The sequence below is a fragment of the Pseudomonas sp. GW821-FHT07E12 genome (genome assembly GCF_058986605.1).
On record NZ_JBYSVX010000001.1, the window covers coordinates 108,465 to 129,289 of the forward strand.

16 protein-coding genes are annotated in these 20,825 nt (G+C 62.4%); 6 read left to right on the forward strand and 10 right to left on the reverse strand.

Features of this window, described 5'->3' with window-relative positions; genetic code table 11:
• Positions 1-93 precede the first annotated feature (93 nt).
• The 4 genes from AC3WJE_RS00505 to AC3WJE_RS00520 form a co-directional block, all read right to left on the reverse strand.
• Positions 94-930 carry an oxidoreductase gene (locus AC3WJE_RS00505; RefSeq protein WP_493728809.1) on the reverse strand — a complete coding sequence of 279 codons (837 nt, stop codon included), beginning with the start codon at positions 928-930 and terminating at the stop codon, positions 94-96.
• The gene (locus tag AC3WJE_RS00510) at positions 927-4,013 is read right to left on the reverse strand and encodes an efflux RND transporter permease subunit (protein WP_493728810.1); all 3,087 of its coding nucleotides are present in this window, start codon (positions 4,011-4,013) and stop codon (positions 927-929) included. Before AC3WJE_RS00510 ends, AC3WJE_RS00505 begins: the two co-directional genes overlap by 4 nt.
• A complete protein-coding gene (locus AC3WJE_RS00515) occupies positions 4,010-5,125 on the reverse strand; it encodes an efflux RND transporter periplasmic adaptor subunit (RefSeq protein ID WP_493728811.1) in 1,116 nt (371 codons plus the stop codon). The genes AC3WJE_RS00510 and AC3WJE_RS00515 overlap by 4 nt, the downstream gene beginning before the upstream one ends.
• A gap of 83 nt (positions 5,126-5,208) precedes the next feature.
• On the reverse strand, positions 5,209-5,826 hold the full coding sequence (locus tag AC3WJE_RS00520; protein WP_493728812.1) for a TetR/AcrR family transcriptional regulator: 618 nt from the start codon (positions 5,824-5,826) through the stop codon (positions 5,209-5,211).
• A gap of 97 nt (positions 5,827-5,923) precedes the next feature.
• On the opposite strand from AC3WJE_RS00520, the gene AC3WJE_RS00525 reads away from it, so the two are divergent.
• Positions 5,924-7,384, forward strand: a complete 1,461-nt coding sequence (locus AC3WJE_RS00525; RefSeq protein WP_493728813.1) for an efflux transporter outer membrane subunit — start codon at positions 5,924-5,926, stop codon at positions 7,382-7,384.
• A gap of 106 nt (positions 7,385-7,490) precedes the next feature.
• On the opposite strand, the gene AC3WJE_RS00530 is transcribed toward AC3WJE_RS00525, so the two are convergent.
• Together AC3WJE_RS00530 and AC3WJE_RS00535 are read right to left on the reverse strand one after the other, a co-directional pair.
• Positions 7,491-8,360: an NmrA/HSCARG family protein gene (locus AC3WJE_RS00530; RefSeq protein WP_493728814.1), complete on the reverse strand. Its 870-nt coding sequence runs from the start codon at positions 8,358-8,360 to the stop codon at positions 7,491-7,493.
• A 32-nt stretch (positions 8,361-8,392) separates the two neighbouring features.
• Positions 8,393-9,328, reverse strand: a complete 936-nt coding sequence (locus AC3WJE_RS00535; RefSeq protein WP_493728815.1) for an NADP-dependent oxidoreductase — start codon at positions 9,326-9,328, stop codon at positions 8,393-8,395.
• 102 nt (positions 9,329-9,430) lie between these two features.
• On the opposite strand from AC3WJE_RS00535, the gene AC3WJE_RS00540 reads away from it, so the two are divergent.
• Entirely contained in the window at positions 9,431-10,306 is an 876-nt protein-coding gene (locus tag AC3WJE_RS00540; protein WP_493728816.1) for a LysR family transcriptional regulator, read from the forward strand.
• A 278-nt stretch (positions 10,307-10,584) separates the two neighbouring features.
• Here AC3WJE_RS00540 and AC3WJE_RS00545 read toward each other — a convergent pair whose 3' ends face one another.
• The 3 genes from AC3WJE_RS00545 to AC3WJE_RS00555 form a co-directional block, all read right to left on the reverse strand.
• A complete protein-coding gene (locus AC3WJE_RS00545; RefSeq protein ID WP_493728817.1) occupies positions 10,585-11,718 on the reverse strand; it encodes a hypothetical protein in 1,134 nt (377 codons plus the stop codon).
• Between the two features lie 97 nt (positions 11,719-11,815).
• Positions 11,816-12,427 (reverse strand): hypothetical protein, encoded by a 612-nt coding sequence (locus AC3WJE_RS00550; RefSeq protein ID WP_493728818.1) that lies wholly within the window; start codon positions 12,425-12,427, stop codon positions 11,816-11,818.
• A 4-nt stretch (positions 12,428-12,431) separates the two neighbouring features.
• Positions 12,432-13,613, reverse strand: coding sequence for a Shedu immune nuclease family protein (locus AC3WJE_RS00555; RefSeq protein ID WP_493728819.1), 1,182 nt, complete (start codon positions 13,611-13,613; stop codon positions 12,432-12,434).
• Between the two features lie 996 nt (positions 13,614-14,609).
• Between AC3WJE_RS00555 and qatA the strand changes: the two genes are divergently transcribed.
• The 4 genes from qatA to qatD are packed head-to-tail and all read left to right on the forward strand — an operon-like array spanning position 14,610 to position 19,603.
• On the forward strand, positions 14,610-16,550 hold the full coding sequence (gene qatA, locus AC3WJE_RS00560; protein WP_493728820.1) for a Qat anti-phage system ATPase QatA: 1,941 nt from the start codon (positions 14,610-14,612) through the stop codon (positions 16,548-16,550).
• Positions 16,550-17,419, forward strand: a complete 870-nt coding sequence (gene qatB, locus AC3WJE_RS00565) for a Qat anti-phage system associated protein QatB (protein WP_493728821.1) — start codon at positions 16,550-16,552, stop codon at positions 17,417-17,419. The genes qatA and qatB overlap by 1 nt, the downstream gene beginning before the upstream one ends.
• Before the next feature lie 17 nt (positions 17,420-17,436).
• Positions 17,437-18,795, forward strand: a complete 1,359-nt coding sequence (qatC, locus tag AC3WJE_RS00570) for a Qat anti-phage system QueC-like protein QatC (protein WP_493728822.1) — start codon at positions 17,437-17,439, stop codon at positions 18,793-18,795.
• A complete protein-coding gene (qatD, locus tag AC3WJE_RS00575) occupies positions 18,764-19,603 on the forward strand; it encodes a Qat anti-phage system TatD family nuclease QatD (RefSeq protein ID WP_493728823.1) in 840 nt (279 codons plus the stop codon). The genes qatC and qatD overlap by 32 nt, the downstream gene beginning before the upstream one ends.
• 71 nt (positions 19,604-19,674) lie before the next feature.
• On the opposite strand, the gene AC3WJE_RS00580 is transcribed toward qatD, so the two are convergent.
• Positions 19,675-20,646 (reverse strand): site-specific integrase, encoded by a 972-nt coding sequence (locus AC3WJE_RS00580; protein WP_493728824.1) that lies wholly within the window; start codon positions 20,644-20,646, stop codon positions 19,675-19,677.
• Positions 20,647-20,825: the final 179 nt, after the last annotated feature.

Below are 20,825 nucleotides of genomic sequence, written 5' to 3' on the forward strand. Positions count from 1 at the left end.
TCAATTCATTGCGATGGCAACTCATGAGTCGGTGTCGTCATCGTTTTCCCTTTATCGAGACGGCCGATGATCTGGCTTTCGGACTGTGGGTGATCAGGTCAGGCGGAGTGCCTTCCTCAGGCTGGCATCGACCGGACCTGCAGGCATGAAGCGACGCAATTTGCTCAGGAGGGACGCCTGTCCGGCCGGTGTTCGGCGCATGCGCCAAGTGCCCAATGCCGCTTCGACGATCGTGCTTGCCACTTCGGAAGGGTCGGGCGCGCCGCTGACGCTGTCCGCAATGGCGCTCGCGACGATGGCGCGCTCGCGGTCATAGTCTGCAATCGGTGTCTTTGCGTGCGGTGAATTGGCTTCAAGATTGGTCTTGGTATAGAACGGCTCGACCAGTGTCACGCGGATACCAAACTGACGTACCTCGTGATCCAGGCTTTCAGACAGTCCCTCCACCGCATGTTTGGAGGCCGCATAAAGCCCCATGTACGGCGCGGGGAGAAAGCCAAGCACAGAGCTGATGTTGACGATCCTTCCATGGCGTTGCGCGCGCATGTGCGGGAGGACCGCCTGTGTCGTGCGCAACAGGCCGAATAGATTGGTGTCGAACAGCGATGCAGCCTCGGCGGTCGTCGTTTCCTCCACTGCACCGATCAGGTTCATTCCTGCGTTGTTGACGAGCACGTCGATATGCTCGGCCTGTTCGATGACGCGGCTGATTGCACGCCGGACGGACGCATCGTCGCGAACGTCCATCTCGATCAGCTTGATGCCGGGCAACGGAACCGTTTTGTCGATGTTGCGCACGGTGCCGAATACTCGGCACCCCTGCATGGAAAACTTCTCTGCGGTGGTTCGTCCAATGCCCGACGAAACACCGGTAATGAGGACAACGTTCTGATTCGTCATGGCAGTTTCTTTTTCAAGAGGGATATTCATGTGGGCTGCTCGGCCAACGATCTGCTGCCGCGGGCGGCGATCTTGAACCAGATGGAATACATCGCCGGCAGGAACACCAGCGTCAGAATGGTTCCGGCGAGGGTGCCGCCGATCAGCGTGTAGGCGAGCGTTCCCCAGAACACCGAGTGGGTCAGCGGGATGAAGGCCAGGATGGCGGCCAGTGCAGTCAGGATGACCGGGCGGGCGCGTTGCACCGTGGCCTCGACCACTGCATGGAACGGGTCCAGCCCTTCGTGCTCGTTATGGTGGATCTGCCCGATCAGGATCAACGTGTTGCGCATCAGGATGCCCGACAGCGCAACCAGGCCGACCAGCGCATTGATGCCGAATGGCTGCTGGAACAGGATCAGGGTTGGCACCACGCCGATCAGGCCCAGCGGGCTGGTCAGGAAGACCATGACCATCGCGGAGATTGAACGCACCTGGAAGATGATGATGATCAGGGTGATGGCGAGCATGATGGGGAACAGCGGCAGCATGGCTTTCGTCGCTTTTGCTGATTCCTCGATGGAACCGGCCTGCTCGATGCGGTAGCCACCCGGTAGCTTGTCGATGATGGGCTGGAGCTGCTGCGTGATGGCGGCCGACACGTCCGGCGGTTGCAGGCCATCGGCGATGTCACCCCGCACGGTGATCGTCGGCATGCGGTCGCGACGGCGCATGACCGGTTCCTCCATGCGGACGTCGACCTTGCCCACCTGCGATAGCGGGATGCGTTGCCCATTGGCACCTGCAAGTGTGAAGTCGGCGATCCTGGCCGGATCGAGGCGGGTATCGCCTGCCGAACGGGCTACGACCTGCACGGTGCGGATGTCTTCGCGCACGGCGGTGACGGGCACGCCGCTGAGCAGGAATTGCAGCTGTTGCGCCACGGCGCTGGAAGTCAGCCCGACGGCCTGCAGCCGGTCCTGCTGCAAGGTGAAGTGCAGTGTGGGCGTGCGCGTGCCCCAGTCGGTGTTGACGGTGCGCATCATCGGACTGGTGTCCATGACGTGCTGCACATCGGCTGCGATGCTGCGCAGCTTGTCCGGGTCCGGACCACTGATCCGGTAAGCGACCGGGAACGGCGAGTACGGGCCGAATACGAGCTGGGTGACGCGCACGCGCGCCTCAGGTGCCAGGCCGCCTGCGATGGCCTGGCGCAAACGCGCCTTCAGTGCCTCGCGTTCCTCCTGGCTGTTCGTGCGGACCACGATCTTGGCAAACGAGGGATCAGGCAGCTCCGGCCCCATGGCCAGATAGAAGCGCGGCGCGCCCTGGCCGATATAGGCCGTGACGATCTTGGCTTCGTGCTGCTTGGCGAGCCAGGCTTCCACCTTGGTGGTCGCGGTGCTGGTTTGTGCGATCGATGTGCCATAAGGCATCTGCACTTCGACCAGCACCTCGGGGCGATCGGAGATCGGGAAGAACTGTTTCTTGACGATTCCCATGCCGAGCACCGCCACCACGAAAAGACCGATCACCGAGCCTGCGACCAGCCACTTGCGCGCGATGACGTGCTCCAGAACCTGACGGAAGCGGTTGTAGCGCGGTGTGTTGTAGAGCGCGTCGTGACCGCCTTCGACCTTCTTGAGATCAGGCAGCAGCTTGACGCCCAGGTAGGGCGTGAAAACCACCGCGACCACCCAGGATGCGATCAGTGCGATACCGACGATCCAGAACATGTTGCTGGTGTATTCGCCGGCGGTGGAGGCGGCAAAGCCATTAGGCATGAAGCCGACCGCCGTCACCAGCGTGCCGGCAAGCATGGGCGCTGCGGTATGGCTCCAGGCATAGGCGGAAGCGGCAATGCGGCCGTAACCTTCTTCCATTTTCACGACCATCATTTCGATGGCGATGATTGCGTCGTCCACCAGCAAACCAAGTGCCAGGATCAGCGACCCCAGCGTGATGCGGTCGAAGTTCTTGCCGGTTGCAGCCATCACCACGAAGACCGCTGCCAGCGTCAGCGGCACGGCGGCGGCGACCACGATGCCCACGCGCCACCCCATGCTGACGAAGCACACCAGCATGACCACCAGCAGCGCGGCGAAGAACTTGATCATGAACTCGTCGACCGACGAGCCAATGTTGACGGCCTGGTCGGTGACCTTGGTCAGGCTCATGCCCAGTGGCAGTTCGCCGTTGATGGCGCCTACCTCACTGTCCAGCGCCTTGCCCAGGTCCAGTCCGTTCCAACCATCGCGCATGACGATGCCCAACAGCAGCGCAGGCTCGCCGCCGTTGCGGATCATGAACGTGGAAGGATCTTCATAGCCACGCTCGACGGTGGCGATGTCCGACAGTTTCAGCGTGCGTCCCTGCGCCACCACCGGGGTGTCGCGGATCTTCTGCAATTCGTCGAAAGCGCCATCGAGGCGGATGAACACCTGCGGCCCCCTGGTTTCCACGGAGCCGGCCGGTGTCAGCGCATTCTGGCCATTGAGCGCGGCAAACACCTCCTGCGGGCTGATGCCCAGCGTTGCCAGGCGCTCGTGCGAAAGCTCGACATAGATCCGTTCGGACTGCTCGCCGATGATGTTGACCTTCTTGACGCCCGGCACGTGCAGCAGCCGCTGGCGCAACGTCTCCGCATCGCGCACCAGCAGGCGCTGCGGCTCGCCCTTGGCCTTGAGCGCGAACAGGGCGAAGGTGACGTCCGCATATTCGTCATTGACCATCGGCCCGATCACACCGGGCGGCAGGTTGGCGGCTTCGTCGCCGACTTTCTTGCGTGCCTGGTAGAACTGCTCCTGTACTTCCGAAGGCGGTGTGCCGTCGAGCAGCGTCAGCGTCGTGAAGGCCAGGCCGGGTCTTGTGTAGGTTTCGGTGCGGTCGTACCAGCGCAGTTCCTGCATGCGCTTTTCGATCTTCTCGGCGACCTGATCCTGCATTTCCTGCGCAGTGGCCCCGGGCCAGGCGGTGATGATGGTCATCACCTTGACGGTGAAGGCGGGGTCTTCGGCACGGCCCAGTTTGAAGAATGAAACGAGCCCGGCCAGCGAGATCAGGCAGATCAGGAACAGGGTGATGGAGCGCTCGCGCACGGCGAGCGCTGACAGGTTGAAGCGGCCTTCGCTCACGGACGCGCTCCCTCGGTCACCACGGTCGCGGCCTGGCCGGCCACGCGCACCGGCTCGCCTTCGCGCAGCAGGTGCGCGCCCAGCGCGACGATCCGGTCGCCTTGCTTGAGCTGACCGGCGACGCGTGCGCCGTCATCTTCCAGGTGCTGGACCGTAACCGGCCGCCAGGCAACTTTTGCCGGCTCGCCGCTGATGAGCCACACGCCCGGTCCCTTGCCCGCGTCGAACAGCGAACCGATCGGCACCTCCAGGCCGCTTTGCACCGAGGCCGATCCGTCCGGAATCTGGATCGTGACGGTGGTACCCAACGGCGCGTCGGCCAGCTCGCCCTCCAGCACATAGCGCGCCTCGAAGGTGCGGGTCAGCCGATCAGCGGCATCCGAGAGCTGCCGGAGCTTGGCCGGAACAGCCACGCCTTTCTTGCCAAAGAGCGTGGCCTGTCCGGCCGAGCCAATGGCCGGCCGCAGGGTTTCCGGCAGTTGGACGACCGCCTCCCGGCGCCCGGCATGAGCCAGGCGCACCACGACCTGTCCGGCACTGACGACCTGTCCGGGTTCGGCCAAGGTTTCCATGACCACACCATCGGCATCGGCCACCAGTTCCGCATAGCGGTTGGCGTTCAAGGCCACTTCCGCCTGGGCCTGGGCTGCATTGAGCTGGGCCTTGGCGGCATCCGCCGCGGCCTTGATCTGGTCGTAGGCGGAGGCGGAGATCGCGCCGGTTCCGCGCAGGTCGCGGTAGCGGGCTTCGTCTTCTGCCGTTTGCTGCGCCCGTGCCTTCGCGGCGGCGACCGCTTCCTGCTGCGCTTGGGCGGCGAGCTTCAGATCGACGGGATCGATGCGCATGAGCGGCTGGCCGCGCTTGACGGTTTGACCGGTGTCCACCAGCCGTTCCAGCACCTTGCCGGAGACGCGAAAGCCCAGGTCGCTTTGAACCCGTGCGGCTACGGTGCCGGTGAAGGAGCGTGACGCAGCATCTGCTCCCAGGACGACGGCAGCACGGACCAACGGCGCTTCGGTGCGCGGATCGGATGGCGGTTTGTCGCTGCAGGCAGCCAGTACGAGTGGCAGTGCACAGAGAACGGTGGAGGTAACGAGGCGGCGCCGGAGCATGGGAGTCCCATCAACGAAATGATCAGGACACCCATTCTGGGTCTAGTGACTAAATTAGTCAATAGTCACAACGAGGTGGTGCATCAGGGGGACAGGCTGCGCAGCACCAGGCTGGACAGGTGCAGGGGTGCTTCCTCGGTGTAGTCGAAGCTGTATTGCAGGAGCAACGGGTTCAGGTAGGGGCGCATGACCAGGTAGATCGCCATCGAGGTTTCGTCCAGGGGCGTCTTGCGCTCGAAGTCCCCGGACTGGCGGCCTTCCTGCAACACTTCCTGAAGCAGCTTCTGGAAGCGTTCCTCATAGGCGAGCACGGCCTGCCAGCGCTCTGTGGCTGCCGAGGCGGCAATCTCGTAGAGCTTGCGATCCTGGAAGAACAGGCGAAGGCTGGCTTCGATGCTTACCTTGAACATTCGCCGCAGCTTCTCGGGCGGTAGATCGACTTCCGCCACGGCCGTCCTGACCTCTGTCTCGATCTGGTGCAGGCAGTTCGCGCAGATCATTTCGCCAATGGCCTGCTTGGACTCGAAGAACTTGTAGATGTAGGCCTTGGAGAAGCCGATGGCCTTGGCGAGATCGGAGACGGTGGTCTTCTCGTAACCATACCGGCTGAAGTGCTCGGTGGCCGCGGTCACGATCTGGTCGCGCACGTCATGGTCGGCCGGGCCACGGGCCGGAACGGGGTAGGTGGTTGTTTTGTTCATGACCCGAAGCTTACCTCTCGGCCAGAAATTGGACAACGAGTGACCATATGGTATATTAGTCACAATCATTCGACCTGCCTCTTTCCGGAAGAAGTCCATGTTGCCCAAGCGCCCCTTTGCCATCCTCATCGCCGCCGGCCTTCTGGCTGGCTGTGCCGTCGGCCCCGATTACGTCAGGCCCGATACGCCCATGCCGGGGCAGTACCTCGGTCAGGCGGCGGTGGACCAGCGCCATGCCGCCGGCAATGCGGACCTGGTCGCTTGGTGGACAGGGTTCGGCGATCCGCAACTGACGCGATTCGTCACGCAGGCGCTGGAGCAGAACCTCGATCTCGCGCAGGCCTCCGCTCGGGTCACGCAAGCCCGCGCGGGGCTGGGCGCGGCCAATGCCGCGCTATTGCCTTCCGGTAACGTCAGTGGCCAGGCCACCAGAGCCTACCAATCCGTTGAAACACCGCTTGGGCAAGTCTTGAACTCGACGCCCGATTTCGACCGCTACGGCAATTCCTACGAAGCCAATCTCGGTGCGAGCTGGGAGCTGGACGTGTTCGGAGGCCTGCGCCGGGGGCGGGAGGCAGCATTTGCCGAGTACCAGGCATCGGAAGCTGGTGCCGCGGCCACGCGCCTTGCGGTAGCGGCACAGACCGCCGATACCTACATCAGCATCCGGGGGCTGCAAACGTGCCTGGATGTGGCGCGCCGGCAAGTGCAGACACAGCAGCAACTGCTCTCGACCATCAACCTGCTGTACGGCAAGGGCTTGGCTGCCGAACTTCAAGTGCGACAGGCCGAGGGGGCACTTGCCCAGGTACAAGCCTCGGTGCCGATGCTGGAGACGGGTCTGGATGCGGCCATGAATGCCCTGGATGTGATGCTGGGCTCGCCACCGGGAACGCATCGGGCGGAACTGGCCGATGCCAGCGCCATTCCCGTTGCCCCGCAAATCACCGCCACGGGATCGCCGGGTGACCTGCTCAGGCGCCGGCCCGACCTGATCGCGGCCGAGCGTCGTCTTGCCGCATCGAACGCCCGCATCGGTGTCGCCGTCGCCGAGTACTACCCCAAGCTTTCGCTGGGTGGATTGATCGGCAGCGCGACGGCGCTGTCCGGCGGCAACCTGTTCACCAGCGGCGCCAGCCAATCCGCGGGCGTGCTGGGTCTGCGCTGGCGCCTGTTCGACTTCGGCCGCATCAATGCGCAGATCAATCAGGCCAAGGGCCAGGAAGCCGAGATGCTGGCCGCCTATCGGCTGGCCGTGCTGCGCGCGACGGAGGACGTGGAAAACGCCTTCTCGGCCCTGGTCAAGCGTGAGGAACAGGCCAGCGTGCTCGCTCAAGGCGAGGACTCGCTGGGCCGTGCGCGCGGGGCTTCGTTTGCGGCTTACCAAAAAGGTGTCGTCAGCCTGATCGAAGTCCTGCAAGCCGACGACAGCTTGCTGCGTGCTTCCGATGCGCGAGCCCAGGCGCAGACCGAATCGGCACGTGCGGCGGTCTCTGCCTTCAAGGCGCTCGGTGGGGGCTGGCAACCGCAAGAGCCCGAGCCGGTCGCCAGCAGGTAGCGAGTAGGTCGCGGCACTATGGCGTCGATGTAGCCCAGGTAAACCTCGAAAAAATGCTCATGCGCAGCAAGGGCGGGGAAGGCCGCGCTTGCTGCGTAACTTGCGTTCAAGCCCGAGCCGTAGCCTCGCGCACAAAGTCTTCATAGGTGCGCAGCGGACGCCCCAGGATGGCTTGCAGCTTTTCCACCGTGCCGTCGGCTGCGTGCATGCCGAAGTGCTGGATGCCGGCCATCATCAGGCGCATGTCGTAGGCCAGCCAGGACGGAGCGTATGCGGCCAGCTGTGCTTCGAAGGCTGCCACGTCATCGCCGGCGTAGGCGATCTCGCGGCCGAGCGCTGAGCTCCAGGCCTTTGCGACGGAGGCGCCGGTCAAGGCGTGTGGGCCGACCAGTTCGAGCGTGACACGCTCCAGCGGGGCAGGTGCGCGGTCGCGTCGCAGCAACTCGACAACGGCGATGTCTGCGATGTCGCGTGCATCGATCATGGCGACACCTGCGGCGCCGATCGGCATCGGGTAGACGCCGTAGTCTTGAATCGTCTGCTGGATCATCCCTTCGTTCTGCATGAAGTACGCAGGGCGCAGAATCGTTGCGGGAATGTCGAGGCTTTCGATCATGCGCTCGACGGTGTGCTTGCCGGTGAAGTGGGGCACGTTGGTGAACTTGTCGGCATGGATGACCGACAGGTACACGATGCGCTCGATCCCTGCTTCTTTGGCCAGGTTCAACGCGATCAGCGCCTGCGTCACTTCGTCGGGAGTGACCGCATTCAACAGGAACAGCGTGCGCACCGAGGCTAATGCAGCACGCATCGACGCAACGTCGGTGAGGTCTGCAATAACTTCGGTGACACCCGCAGGGAAGCCGCGCTTGCCTTGCTGGCGAACCAATGCCTTGACCTCTGCGCCTGCGTCGGCGAGGCCTTGGGTGATGAGGGAACCGACGGTACCGGTGGCACCGGTGACGAGAATGCTCATTGTGAATCTCCTGCTGTGGATGGAAGGGGGGATCAGCGTGAAAAGTCCGCCACGACCTTGCCGGCCCGTGGGGTAGTGCGATTGCGTTCGATGGCCTGAGGAATGTCGGCGAAGCCGACGACCTCGTTGACCTTGGACGTCAGCGCGCCGCTCGCGACCTGTGCAGCCAGCGTTTCCAGAAGTGCGACGTCCGGCTTGTTCATGAACCACAGGCCTCGGCGGCCGGGCGGTGCGCGGGCCAGGATGTCGGGCGATGTCGTACCGACGATCACGCCGTCCGGCGCCAGCACTTGCCACGAGCGATCCAGGACATCGCCGCCGACGTAGTCGAGGACCAGATCGATGTCTCGAACGAGGTCTTCAAAACGCTGCGATTGATAGTCGATGACATGCTCCGCGCCGAGGCTGCGGACGTAATCGAGGTGCCCCGTCGATGTGATCGCGAAAACCTCTGCCCCTGCGCGCTTGGCGTACTGCACGGCATAGCCACCCAGCCCACCTGCAGCGCCATGGATCAGGATCCGCCGGCCGGGATGCAGTGGCCCGGCATGGTGAAGGCTCTTCCACGCTGCGACCGCGGCAACCGGCATGGCGGCGGCATGGATGTCATCCAGGTCATCAGGGATGCGAGCGAGTTCGGTGTCATCCACCGCAATGAGCTCGGCAAATGCGCCAAGCCCGCCCATCGCGCCCATGACGCGGTCGCCGACACGAAAACGCGTGGCGCCGAGCCCGACGGCCTCGACCACACCGGCCAGTTCTGCACCCAGCACAACCGGCAGCGGCAACGTAAAGACCTCACGCACAAGACCGCTGCGGACTTTCCAGTCGATGCCGTTGATGCCGGCGGCGCGAGTGCGAACCAGCACCTGGCCTTGTCCTGCTTCTGGTTCTGCGATGGTGGCCACTTCGGCGGCGGCGGCGCCGCCGTAGGCCCGGATCAATACAGCGCGTTGCATGGTGCTCATGGCAGTTGCTCGTCTGGCATTGCGGTGACGAGACGTTATGTCGTTGCATGGATAATACGAAGATGCCAGGATGTAGACGCCTGGTTTCAAATATGGAACACGATGGATCTGAATGCTCTGATCGATTTCGCGCTGGTCGCAGCGAACCAAGGCCTGGGAAAGGCGAGCCGCGCGAGTGGCAGGTCGAAGGCGACCTTGTCGCGGCGCATCGCCGAGCTCGAGGAGCAGTTGGGAGTGCGCTTGGTCGAGCGCAGCGCACGTGGCCTCAGGCTCACCGAGGCCGGGCAGTTGCTGATGGACCGCACCGAAGTGCCGTTGAGCGAGGTGGCCGAGGCCATGGCAGCCGCACGAGAGGGGCTCTCGACACCGCGAGGGCGTTTGCGTGTGGCATCTCCGGTCCTCTTCTCGCAATTGGCGATGGGACGCATTGGTGTGGAGTTCTGTGCGGCCTATCCGGAGATCACGCTCGAGGTGGTGGCAGAGGACCGCATGGTCGATTTGGTGGAAGAGCAGTTCGATGTGGCCATTCGGATCAACCCAAGCCCGGACAGCAGCTTGGTCGGGCGGTGCTTTGCCAAGGATCGGCTGGTTGTCGTGGCCGCGCCCACCATCGAAATGCCAACCAGTGGCGCGGTCAGACCGGTTCCCAGCGTCGTGATGTCGAGCTTCCAGCCAACCACGTGGAATCTTGATGACGGACGCTTGATCCTGGAACCCATTCCAAGGCTGAGGTTTTCCTCATTCCTCATGGTCCGCGATGCGGCGATCGCCGGCGGTGGCGCCGCTCTGATTCCGCAGTCGATTGCATGGAATCACCTTGCGCGCGGCGAGTTGATTCAGTGGGGCACGATCTCGGGCGTGGAGCGGGCGCTCTGGGTGTTGCACACCTCCAGGCGCCTGGCTGCACCGAAGGTGCGCGCCTTCGTGGACTTCATGTGCGCCAGATATCCGGACGTGTCGCTTGTTCTAAAGGGGTAGGGCAGCGCCATCGCTGTTGGACAAGTGCGTCAACGTAGCGGTCACGCTAGAGATGGAACAGCGGTTACACGGTGCTCCTGCTCCAGCGCCGAGTTTTTCAACGCAATAGGCCAGAAGCTGATATCAGTGGGGGCGGATTAGGAAGATTTATCGGGGGTAGGCGGTATGGCAGCTTTCGCCCCCAAGCACCCATTCGAAATCGCCGCCACTCCCCATGCGAAGACAAAGTCGTACTAGGTAAGCGCGCTGACCCGTTCAAGCCCATGGTGCTGCTTGAGTTACCAATCCATGTTCGCCGAGCGGTCCATTTCCTCACCCCAGTAGCGCAAGAACTCCGACATGTCTTGGGGGGAGCGCATTGCCAAGGTATAGGTGCTCTTGGCCATCGTCAGCACGGTGCTGTACCGGTTTTCGAGCAGGAGTTCACGCGCAGGTGCGCGCACGCCCTTGAACATAAATGCCTCGAAGTCGTCGAGCACTTGGAGAACCTGGCGCGCATCGAAGTCGAGGCCGTTTCCGAAACGAAAGTGCTGGGGTCCGGTTCTATGCGGCAACAGCACCGGCACCGCCCCCGCAGGCGAGTGAAAAGAGAACGCTTCGCCTTGTTTTCCGAAGGCGCCGTGCGCTACGTGATTGCGCAGGTCCTGACGAATGGCCAGGACGCGATCAAACAGCGTGTTGGCGCCCGCTTCGGTCAGATCGATTGCCGCCTTGAACTTGCCCGCCCAATCCCCAGAGGCGAGCTTGGCCACCTCCGCCCCGGTGGTGATGCGGCCTTGCAAGATCGCCACGTGGATCAGCGCATGCTCGGTCCAGGAAAAGTAAGCTTCCACCGCCGACAGCGCCAGCCAATTGGGCTGAGGTTCGGAGTGCCGGTCCGCCATCCAATGTTCGAGCATGCTCGATAAGTCGGTCATGGCGGCGGCAGCGGCACGCCGTTCGGCTTTGCGCTGATCCAGGGTCTCGAAGTGCTGCTGCGCCAGCTGTCGCAAGTATCGATAGCGTTCGTACAGCGACTGACTGTGATTGGCCACGTTCATGGCCGACTGCGCGACTTGCGTGTCGGCCAACCAGTCGAAGAACGGTTGCGCTGCCTTAGTAGCTTTGTGGATTCGATTGACGATCTCGGTCGAGTCTGCAACGACTCGATCGGGTTCGGGATGAAACAACCCCAAGCCCATCTTGCGGTGCTCGATGGTGAATAGGGTTCCGTGAAAGTCCAGCGGGATGCTCCAAGCGACCTTTTCCTCGGGACCTTGGTGCGGAAACTCAAACAGTTCCACAAGCAAGCAGTAGACCAGATAGTACTCTGGCAGCCGGCGGCCAGCGTCGGTGCGTCGCGCCTTCGACCAAAAGTCTGCCAGTCCCTGGGTCTGGCCGTTGGCTGGGCGTACGTCGCGAAGCGCGCGCAAGGCGCGCGCGCACCGATTGCATCTCGGCAGGTAGGGGGCGATTAGCCACCATGGATGTCAGGTTCCCGAGGCCAGGACAGCAGGTGAGTGGTTCGCATCACTGAGCCGGAGGCGTCGGCTTGCCCAAGCGAGCCACCCGCCACGGAAAGTCCTCCCGGTATGCTTCGGCGATGGTCTCATCCAGAATCTGCGTGTACGCGGCGACCTGCCAATCTTGCTGGTCGTCAAAGGCGACACGAAGGCGTTGTTCCCACTCGGCGTTTGGTACGATCACCACCGCGTTCGAGGGGTCGAAGTGCAGCTCGTCGACATGCAATCGCCACTCGCGCTCCCAAGTGAAATCCACGCGCTCTGCATCGCCGATTTCGTAACGCATGTGGCGCCATCGAAGCGCCTCGGGTAGAAGATCGTACTCCGCTTCGGGCTGGTAGATGACCGGGCGCCCGCCCTGCGCAAAAACCCATGTCTTGTCGAACAATATGCCGAAGGGCGTGTATCGCGAGTAGCCGTCTTCGTTGACCGGGCCGCCAGGCACCATCGGAAGTGGCGCTTCGCTAAAGCAAACACAACGATAGCGATCGCGATTGATGCGGCCGCTGCCTCGCAGCTTGCGCTCGTGCAAAATTCGCTGCATTGCACCGAAGGCGTCGACCCATCGCGGGCCGGTCATGAAATGCACCAGATGGTCGGCCATGTCGGCGCGCGGCATCGCATTACTCCTGGTTCAGTGGTAGGTGGTGGCCCGACACGATGTGCTTGGCGCGCTCGAAGATTTCGTCGAAGGTGAAAATCTCCGGCTGGTGCAGGTGCGAACGGTACAGCTCGAACGAGCGCAGGCGCTCTTCGCTGACGCCGTGTTCGTTGCGGAATTCACTGAGACTGCCAACGACCACGAACGAGCGCGGCGAGAAATTGAACACTTCCTCGCCGGAGGGAAAGCCGTCCTCGCCCCTGAGCCGGTGGCGGCCGAACAGGCTTTCAGCCGCGTAGGAGACCGTGCCCTGGATCTGCGCGACCGCGCCACTGAGCTGCGCCGAAGGCGCGTAGCACCCGCCGCGATATTCCTGCTTGGCCATCAGGTCAGTGCGGTGGTGCTTTATCTCCACGAAGCACAGCGTCGAGGCGATCGCTTTGGACCTGAGCAGGGCATCCACGCGCTTGCCCGGCTGCAGGACGGTATGGCCGCGCACGTACTGCTCGAGCTTTTCGTTATCGAGCGTGGCGCCGTACGCGTACTGCAGGCCGTATCCGAATATCCACGGGTTCTTTTCGAAGAACTGCTGCCACAGCGCCTCATCGCCGCAGTGCTTAACCGCCTTGGCGTGGTCGAAGTACTCCGGATCGTGCAGCAGCCGATAGAAGGTCTCCATCTGCTGGCGGCGGTAGCCGAGCGAGACCAGGTCTTCCTTGGTCACCGCTTGGCGCACGGCCTCGGCGAATACTTCCGGATTGCCGGCGAGCAGGGCTTCAGCCTGGGTGGGGGTGAGCACGCGCTTGCGCAGTTCTTCGTCGGTGAGATTGAGCGGGCCGCCGTCGTCGAATGCGGCCGCGCGGATGTTGCCAGCGAACTCCAGCAGGCGCGGGATTTCCGGGCCGACGAAGGTGAAGCCGTTGCCGACCGGCATCCCGGACTCGTTGTCGAATTTTTGCAGCGTCAAGATGAATATCTCGCCCGTGGCCTCGAGGAACTTCGCTCGGATGCAGGTGCGCGCCCCGGGCTTGTTTCGCAAGACCACCTCGCCCAGTTCCTTGGCGTACTCCAGAACGTCGTTTGCTCCGGTGACCTTCGAGGCGATGCGGATGCGCCGGGAGCTGTCCCGGAAGTCCTTCAGGGAGGGGCTGATGTAGACCTTGCCCGACTTGGGGAACTGGTAGTTGTCGTCGTTCTCGGTCATAGATTCTCACAACAAGCCCGCGGCCCCAACCTGGTGAGTACATAACATTAGTGCAGGCTCTGCTATCCCGGCAGCAACGTTACGCCATGGAAGACGAGGTTGCCATCGGTCCGCGCGGGCCCAGTATTTCCGCCGGCCCATGGACCGTGGTCAGCGCCTGTTTCATCGCCGCTATCGACGATTTCCTTGCAGCTCACCACCTAGGCAATATGCGCCCGTGACGCCCTGACGAGCCACGTCTGCCATCGACGGACAGCGCTGGCAACTTCTAAGTGGCGTCGAGCTCCACCTCGCTCCTTCGCTCGCGGCGCGGCGGCTAGGTGCCGATAGTTCGACATCCTTGACGAGCTCTTTGTCCAAGTCGGCTTGCATGCCCTGCACAGGCGAGCCGGGCGCAGTGGCGAGCCCATGCCACGGTGCACGCTCAAAGTACGCAAAGCCATATACATATCTGGAGACAATGCTCCGTGGCAGGCCGAGCCGTTTAGCCGATCTTTTCATTGACTGGCGGGCCCGCTTCTGCCTGAAAGCGGACACGGGGGGCTGAGGGTTAGGAGGATTTACCGGGGTAGGCAGGAGGGGCGTCCTTAAGTCATCAGCTATACCCGCGAGGAAGAGTGTTCTGCAGCACCCGCGTCCCGCGATCATGATGACGGGTGATCAGCCGTGCGGCGCTCGGCGGATTGGATCGACGCCACCATGGCCTCGATGCCTGATCCAACGTTGCCGAGCCATCGGTCTAGCAGCAATTCTGCTGCAACCTACGTAGCCCCTCTGCAGTCCATGCTGGAGGCCCCGCTGGCGGGCGGAGGGTGCGACGCCTGGACCGTTGCATACGGTGCTAGGTGGTGTTCAGATGGGAAGGGGGCAGGGGTGGCTGGGCGTGAGCCATTGAGTAACGAATGGGCCGTAATCGCCTAGGAGGATTTGCCGCCCCCTCAAGTTTTCCGCGGGACCCTGGGAGGGTGCCGAACATTTGGGCAAAGGAGGCTACAAATGTTTTTGAACGATCAAGAGACGGCGACCGATCTTCTGCACTATGAAGCCATCGCCAAGACGGTGGTCAGGCTGATCAGGGATACGCCCAAGACCCCATTGACGGTCGGGGTGCATGGTGACTGGGGTGCGGGCAAGTCCAGTGTCCTCAAGATGACGGAGGACGCGCTTTCCAAGCAACCAAAGGTGCAATGCCTGTGGTTCAACGGCTGGGCGTTCGAGGGCTTTGAGGACGCTAAGACCGTCATCATAGAGACCATCATTGAGGAGCTTCAGCGCCAGCGCCCCACCTCCACGAAGGTCAAAGCCGCCGCCAAGAAGCTGCTCAAGCGGGTGGATTGGCTCAAGGCGGCGAAGAAGGCGGGAGGCCTGGCCTTCAACGTGGCCACGGGACTTCCCACCTTCAATCAGATCGGCGACTTGATTGGCGCGGCGAAGCAGTACCTCGGCAAGCAGGCAGAGGGATTAACGCGGGAGGACCTTGAGGGGTTCGTCGATGAGACGGCGGGTCTTCTCAAACCTGCAGAGGAAGAAAGTGTTCCGGCCCATATCCACGCCTTTCGGAAGGAGTTCGTGGAGTTGCTCGAAGCGGCGGAGATCGAGCAGCTCGTTGTGATCGTCGACGATCTGGATCGCTGCCTGCCCGAAACCTCGATTGCCACGCTCGAAGCCATCCGGCTTTTCCTGTTCGTGGAGCGCACGGCATTTGTCATCGGTGCGGACGAAGCGATGATCGAGTATGCGGTCAGGGAACACTTCCCCGATCTTCCACCGAACTCTGGGCCTGTGAGCTATGCCAGGAACTACTTGGAGAAGCTGATCCAGGTGCCGTTCCGCATACCCGCATTGGGTCCGGCTGAGACCCGCACCTACATCACACTACTGATGGTGGAGGCGGCCCTGGGTGCGCAGGATGAGCGGTTTCTGAATCTATTGACAGCAGCTCGCGAGGATATGAAGCGGCCCTGGCTGAGCAAGGGGCTCGATCGGGCAGCGCTGGTGGCCGCAATGGGCAAAGACGAACTGCCCGAGAGCGTCGATCGCGCATTGGTATTGGGGAACCAGCTCACGGATATGCTCACGGATGGCACGCGTGGCAATCCCCGGCAGGTGAAGCGCTTCCTCAATTCAATGCTGCTGCGACATGCGATCGGAGAGGAGCGCGGCTTCAGCGCCGATATCACAGTGCCGATCCTCGCAAAGCTGATCCTCGCCGAGCGATTCCAGAACGACTTCTTCGAGTATCTAGTGAGGCTCGTGGTCGCCGCGCATGAGGGCAAACCACAACAGATCATCGACTTCGAGAACAGCGTGCGTAGCGCGGCACAGCCGGCCACCCCAATGCGTGCTGGAACGCTGCTCAAGAAATTCGCCAAGGTAGACGACGCGTCCGAGATGGAAGGGTGGGCGAACAACGAATGGGTGCGCAATTGGATCACATTGGATCCACCGCTGTCGGGCGAGGATCTGAGGCCCTACATCTTCGTCACGCGCGACAAGCGGATTGCGCTCGGCGGCGCAAGCGCATCCGGACACCTCACCGCGCTGGCCAATCAGCTTATGGGTTCCGAACTCGAAGTGCGTGGGGCAGCCGCCGAGATTCGCAGGCTCCCTAGTCCTGCGGCGGAGGAAGTCTTCGATATCGTACGCCTGCGGATTCTGGGAACCGACAACTTCGCGACCAAACCAAAGGGAATCAGTGGACTGATCTCGCTTGCCACCGAACATCCGACACTCCAGCGACGGTTGCTGGGCTTCGCAAAGGAAGTGGACCTGAAGAAGGCCGGTACTTGGCTCGCTGCGGCTTTTGATGCCAGCTTCACGAATGTGGATGTGAAGAAGGATTACGACGATTTGTTGAAGAGCTGGGCGTCGCAGACCGTCAACAAGAAGCTGCAAGCTGCGACCACTGCGGCCCTTACGATGAAGGAGGGTCGCTGATGGGGACGTCGAAGAGTTATGGCGGCCCACCAAATGGCCTGCTGCCGGACTGGATCGATCAGGTCGCACCCGGTGCAGCGGCTCCGCCGGCTCCGGCGCCAGCGCCAGTCCCCTATGCCCCACCTGGAAATCTACCGCCTGCAGCGCCACCGCCCGTTGCGCCGGCCGGCCCACTTACCGAGGCATCCTCTGCAGGTGGCTTAGGTACGGCACGCGGCAATTTCACTCGCTTCGCGGGGAGCCGCGAACGTGAGTCCCTCCGAAGGGCGGTATCACAGTATGTGAGGCAGGGCACGGGCGGGGCGGCTGGAGCGGCCAGGAGGATGGGGGCATCTCGCGTCACCGGGGCTCAACTGCTCGGACTGATTGGCGATGTGCAACGCAACGGTCCGGTGGCCGCCCTCCAACGCCTCAATCTGGGCGGTCTTGCGGGGCGCCCGGCGGTTGAGGTGTTCCTCGCCCTCACCGAGGTGATGTGTCCGCCCGGTGGGCGTGTCGATGAGGCGATCGCAAGGCAGGCCATGCTCGATACGATCTGCGACATGGCAGACCAGGGTGTCGGCGACTTCGGTTCACTGACGGCCGATCAGCTTACGGAGTTCTTCCTGGGCTATGTCATTCACACCATCGAGGGACGTGTCATGGCAGATCTCGGCCACCGGGCCATTGAGAAGCCCGTGAGCGCAGAGGAAGCGAAATTGGTACAGGAGGATCTGCACCAGTTCGTCGATGGGCACGTCCGCGGACATCTGGGGACACTTTTGGATCGTGTGCAGGACCTGCCCGAGTCAGAGATTTCGGGGGTGGTCGATCGCATCTATCGGGCGTCGTTCGAGCTTGTCTCGGCGACTGCGGGGGACGTCGAATGAGCAGGCACACACTTGTAATGCGTATCGGCGGGGACGACGTGGCCGATACGGGGCAGCGTCTGGCCGGCGGATTCGTTACCGAACTTCCGCGCTACCGCAGCTTTGCATCGATCGATCATCAGATCGGCGACACCATCACCCAACTACAGGCTATGGGTCTGCACCCCTCGGAGAGGGCACTCGATCTGGCAGTACTGGCGGCGGCCATTACAGCCGCAGATACCCGAATCAGTCGCGATTTGGACGCACAGGATGGCTGGACGCGCGAGATCGAACTATGCGTGCCGGTGTCCGACAGTCGGGTGTGGACGGACGCCGGACCCCTGATCGAGCGCACACTCAATTTCCTGACGGGCGATCTTTGGTTCATCACGTTCCGGGAGCGCGCAGCCTCAGTGCAGACCCTAATCCCCGTATCCACCGGAACACTCACGGAGAAGCCTCAGTCGGTCTGCCTGTTCTCTGGAGGCTTGGATAGCTTCATCGGTGCGGTCGATCTGCTCAGCGAGGGCGAGCGGATCCTTCTCGTCAGCCATTACTGGGACCGTGTTGCCAGCAGGCATCAGAAACTGTGTCTCGATGCACTCGAAGAGCAGTTCGGCGAAGGGGCCTTCGAGTCGGTGCGCGCGTATGTGGGCTTCCCCAAAGGTGCGGTCGCGGACTCGCAAGACGAGGATACGTTGCGTGGCAGGTCATTCCTCTTCTTCTCGCTAGCGGCGCTGGCGGCCGATGCGATCGGCGACGATACGGTCATCCACGTGCCCGAAAACGGTCTGATCTCACTCAATGTGCCGTTGGATCCTCTGCGTCTTGGTGCATTGAGCACCCGGACGACTCATCCTTATTACATGGCCCGATTTAATGAGATCCTGCGGAGCATCGGGCTCACATCCAAGCTAGAGAATCGCTATAGGCACCGAACGAAGGGGCAGATGGTGGCAGAATGCACGGACAAAGCATTCCTCAGGGCCGCGGCCGCCAATACCATGTCCTGTTCGTCACCGGCGAAGATGCGATTCGATCAGGATGAGCAACGGCGCCAGCCGAAGAACTGTGGTCACTGTGTGCCCTGTCTGATCCGACGCGCCTCGCTGCTCCATGGTTTCGGTACCGACGATACCGAATATCAGCTCGAAGATCTTGGGGCGAGGGCGCTTGATTCGACTCGGGCCACAGGTGAGCACATCAGGTCATTCCAGTTTGCCATCGCACAGTTGTCAGCCAGGCCGCAGCGCGCACGATTCGACATCCACAAGCCCGGACCACTGACTGACCATCCCGCCGATTGGGCTGCATACGAGCAGGTCTATCGTGACGGGATAGGCGAGGTCGCTGCGCTCTTGAATGGCGTGGTCTCGAGGCCGGGCGGTGGGTGATCGCAGCATCGAGTGTAGGTGGGTCGATCTACACTGCCATGTGGATCTGTACCCTGACCACCCGGGCGTAATCGCCGACTGCGATCGCTTGGGGATAGCGACACTTGCCATCACGACCACGCCGCGGGCGTTCGAGCGGAACGTAGAGCTTGCCGCGGGATCGCCCTTCGTTGAGGTCGCGTTGGGCATGCATCCACAGCTGGTCGCGAGCCGCTCCAATGAAATCGGATTGTTCGAAGGCCTGTTGCCGCAGGCAAGGTTTGTCGGTGAGATCGGCCTGGATGCTGGCTCCCAGTTCTATGCCAGTTTTGCCGAACAGCAGCGGGTCTTCGAACGAATCCTCCGAGCCTGCGACGAACAGGGCGGGAAGGTGCTCAGCATCCACAGTGTGCGAACCGCCTCAAAGGTTTTAGGCCATCTCGAGCGGTTCTTGCGCTCGGGTTCGTGTGTCCCAGTCCTCCATTGGTTCACGGGCACTCCCTCTGAGGCTCGTCGGGCTCTGGCGATGGGTTGCTACTTTTCGATCAACTCTGAGATGGTCTCGTCACCGAAGAGTAGAGCGCTGATCCGGTGGCTGCCGCTAGACCGCGTGTTGACCGAGACCGATGGCCCGTTCGTGCAAATCGGAGGTCGTCCATCCCGCCCCACTGACATTCCCTCGACGGTTGCCGGACTGTCGGAGCTGATTGGGGTCGACGGTCAGATGCTTAAACGTCGAATTCTGGAGAATTACGGATCGCTCACGTCGCCTGCGGCGGGTAGCCGGTCACGCAATCCCCGGGCCATGGAGGGAGACCTGTTCGGTTGATGGGGTCGCGATGGAGATGATTTAGAGGTGCGAGGACAGAAACACACCTCGTACACGGGCCGGGTTCCTCACTACTTCAGTAGACGGGCCGCTGGATTATCTTCCGCTGCACCCGTTTGAAAGTACCCAATCACACTCGCCACGGACCGGTGCTCCGTCATCGCCATTACTGCAGGCAGCGGTACACCTTGCTTGCCGGCTTCGGTCACAAATCCCGATCGTAGGCTATGCGCCCCGAAGTCCCCCTCAAGCCCCGCCAGTTTCGCCCGGCGCTTCACGATCGCGGCCACTGAGCCCGGGAGCAGGGCAGGGCCCACCCGACCCTTCCAGATACGTCGGAAGATCGCTCCCTCGTTGATCCCAGCGGCCTCCAGCCAGGCCGCGAGCGCCTCAGCGCTGCGCCCGAGGATTGGTTTGTCCGGCGTCGAATCCGCCTTCACCCCAGCCTGCTGCGTCTTCGAAAATTCCAGACGATAGATGTAACCGTCGTCGCCGACCTTACGCAGGTCGCGCAGGTCAGCCGCTGCGATCTCGCTACGGCGGCGTCCGCCGCGTAGGGCACGGTCACGCAGTCCTTCCAAACTGTCATCACAAGTCGCCAGCATGGCCTCGAGCTCGGGGCGCGTGATGGCGGTCTTCTTGGTCGGTCGTTCTCCACGTTTGACCGAGGCGCGACGGGCGCGGCTCAACAGCGTCCTGACACTCGGCAGCTCGCATGGATTAGTCAGGCGCTTTAGCTTGTGCGCGGTGGACAGCACGGCCAAGCGCTGGACCACGGTCGACAGTTTCAACGGCCCGACCTTGGCCTTGAGGCTAGCGGCCACCAACGCCTGATCAATCGCCGGCGGCAGTTCGCTGACCAAGCCGGTCTTGTTCTTGCGCTGGATGTGGTCGACCAGGAACTGGATCACCACGGCTTCGCTCGCCGGCAGGGATAGCTCAATGCCAAAACGTGCCTGGTGCCAGCCGGCCCAGTAGCGCAGAGCGGTGGCGTAGCTGCGGGTGGTGTTGGCAGCAGCCGCCTCGGCGAGAAGTTCACGCACGGCGTCAGTTGCTTGCTGAGCTAGTTGCTCAGGCAGCACTAGGTTCGCGGCCGTCGCTGCCAAGGTGGGTAATGTGCTATTTCGCTTCATACTATGTAATGTGCATTATGAAATAAGGTCCGTACTAGCGATAATCATCACTTATCGCTAGTACGCGAGCAACAGGGCAGGGCGTCGAT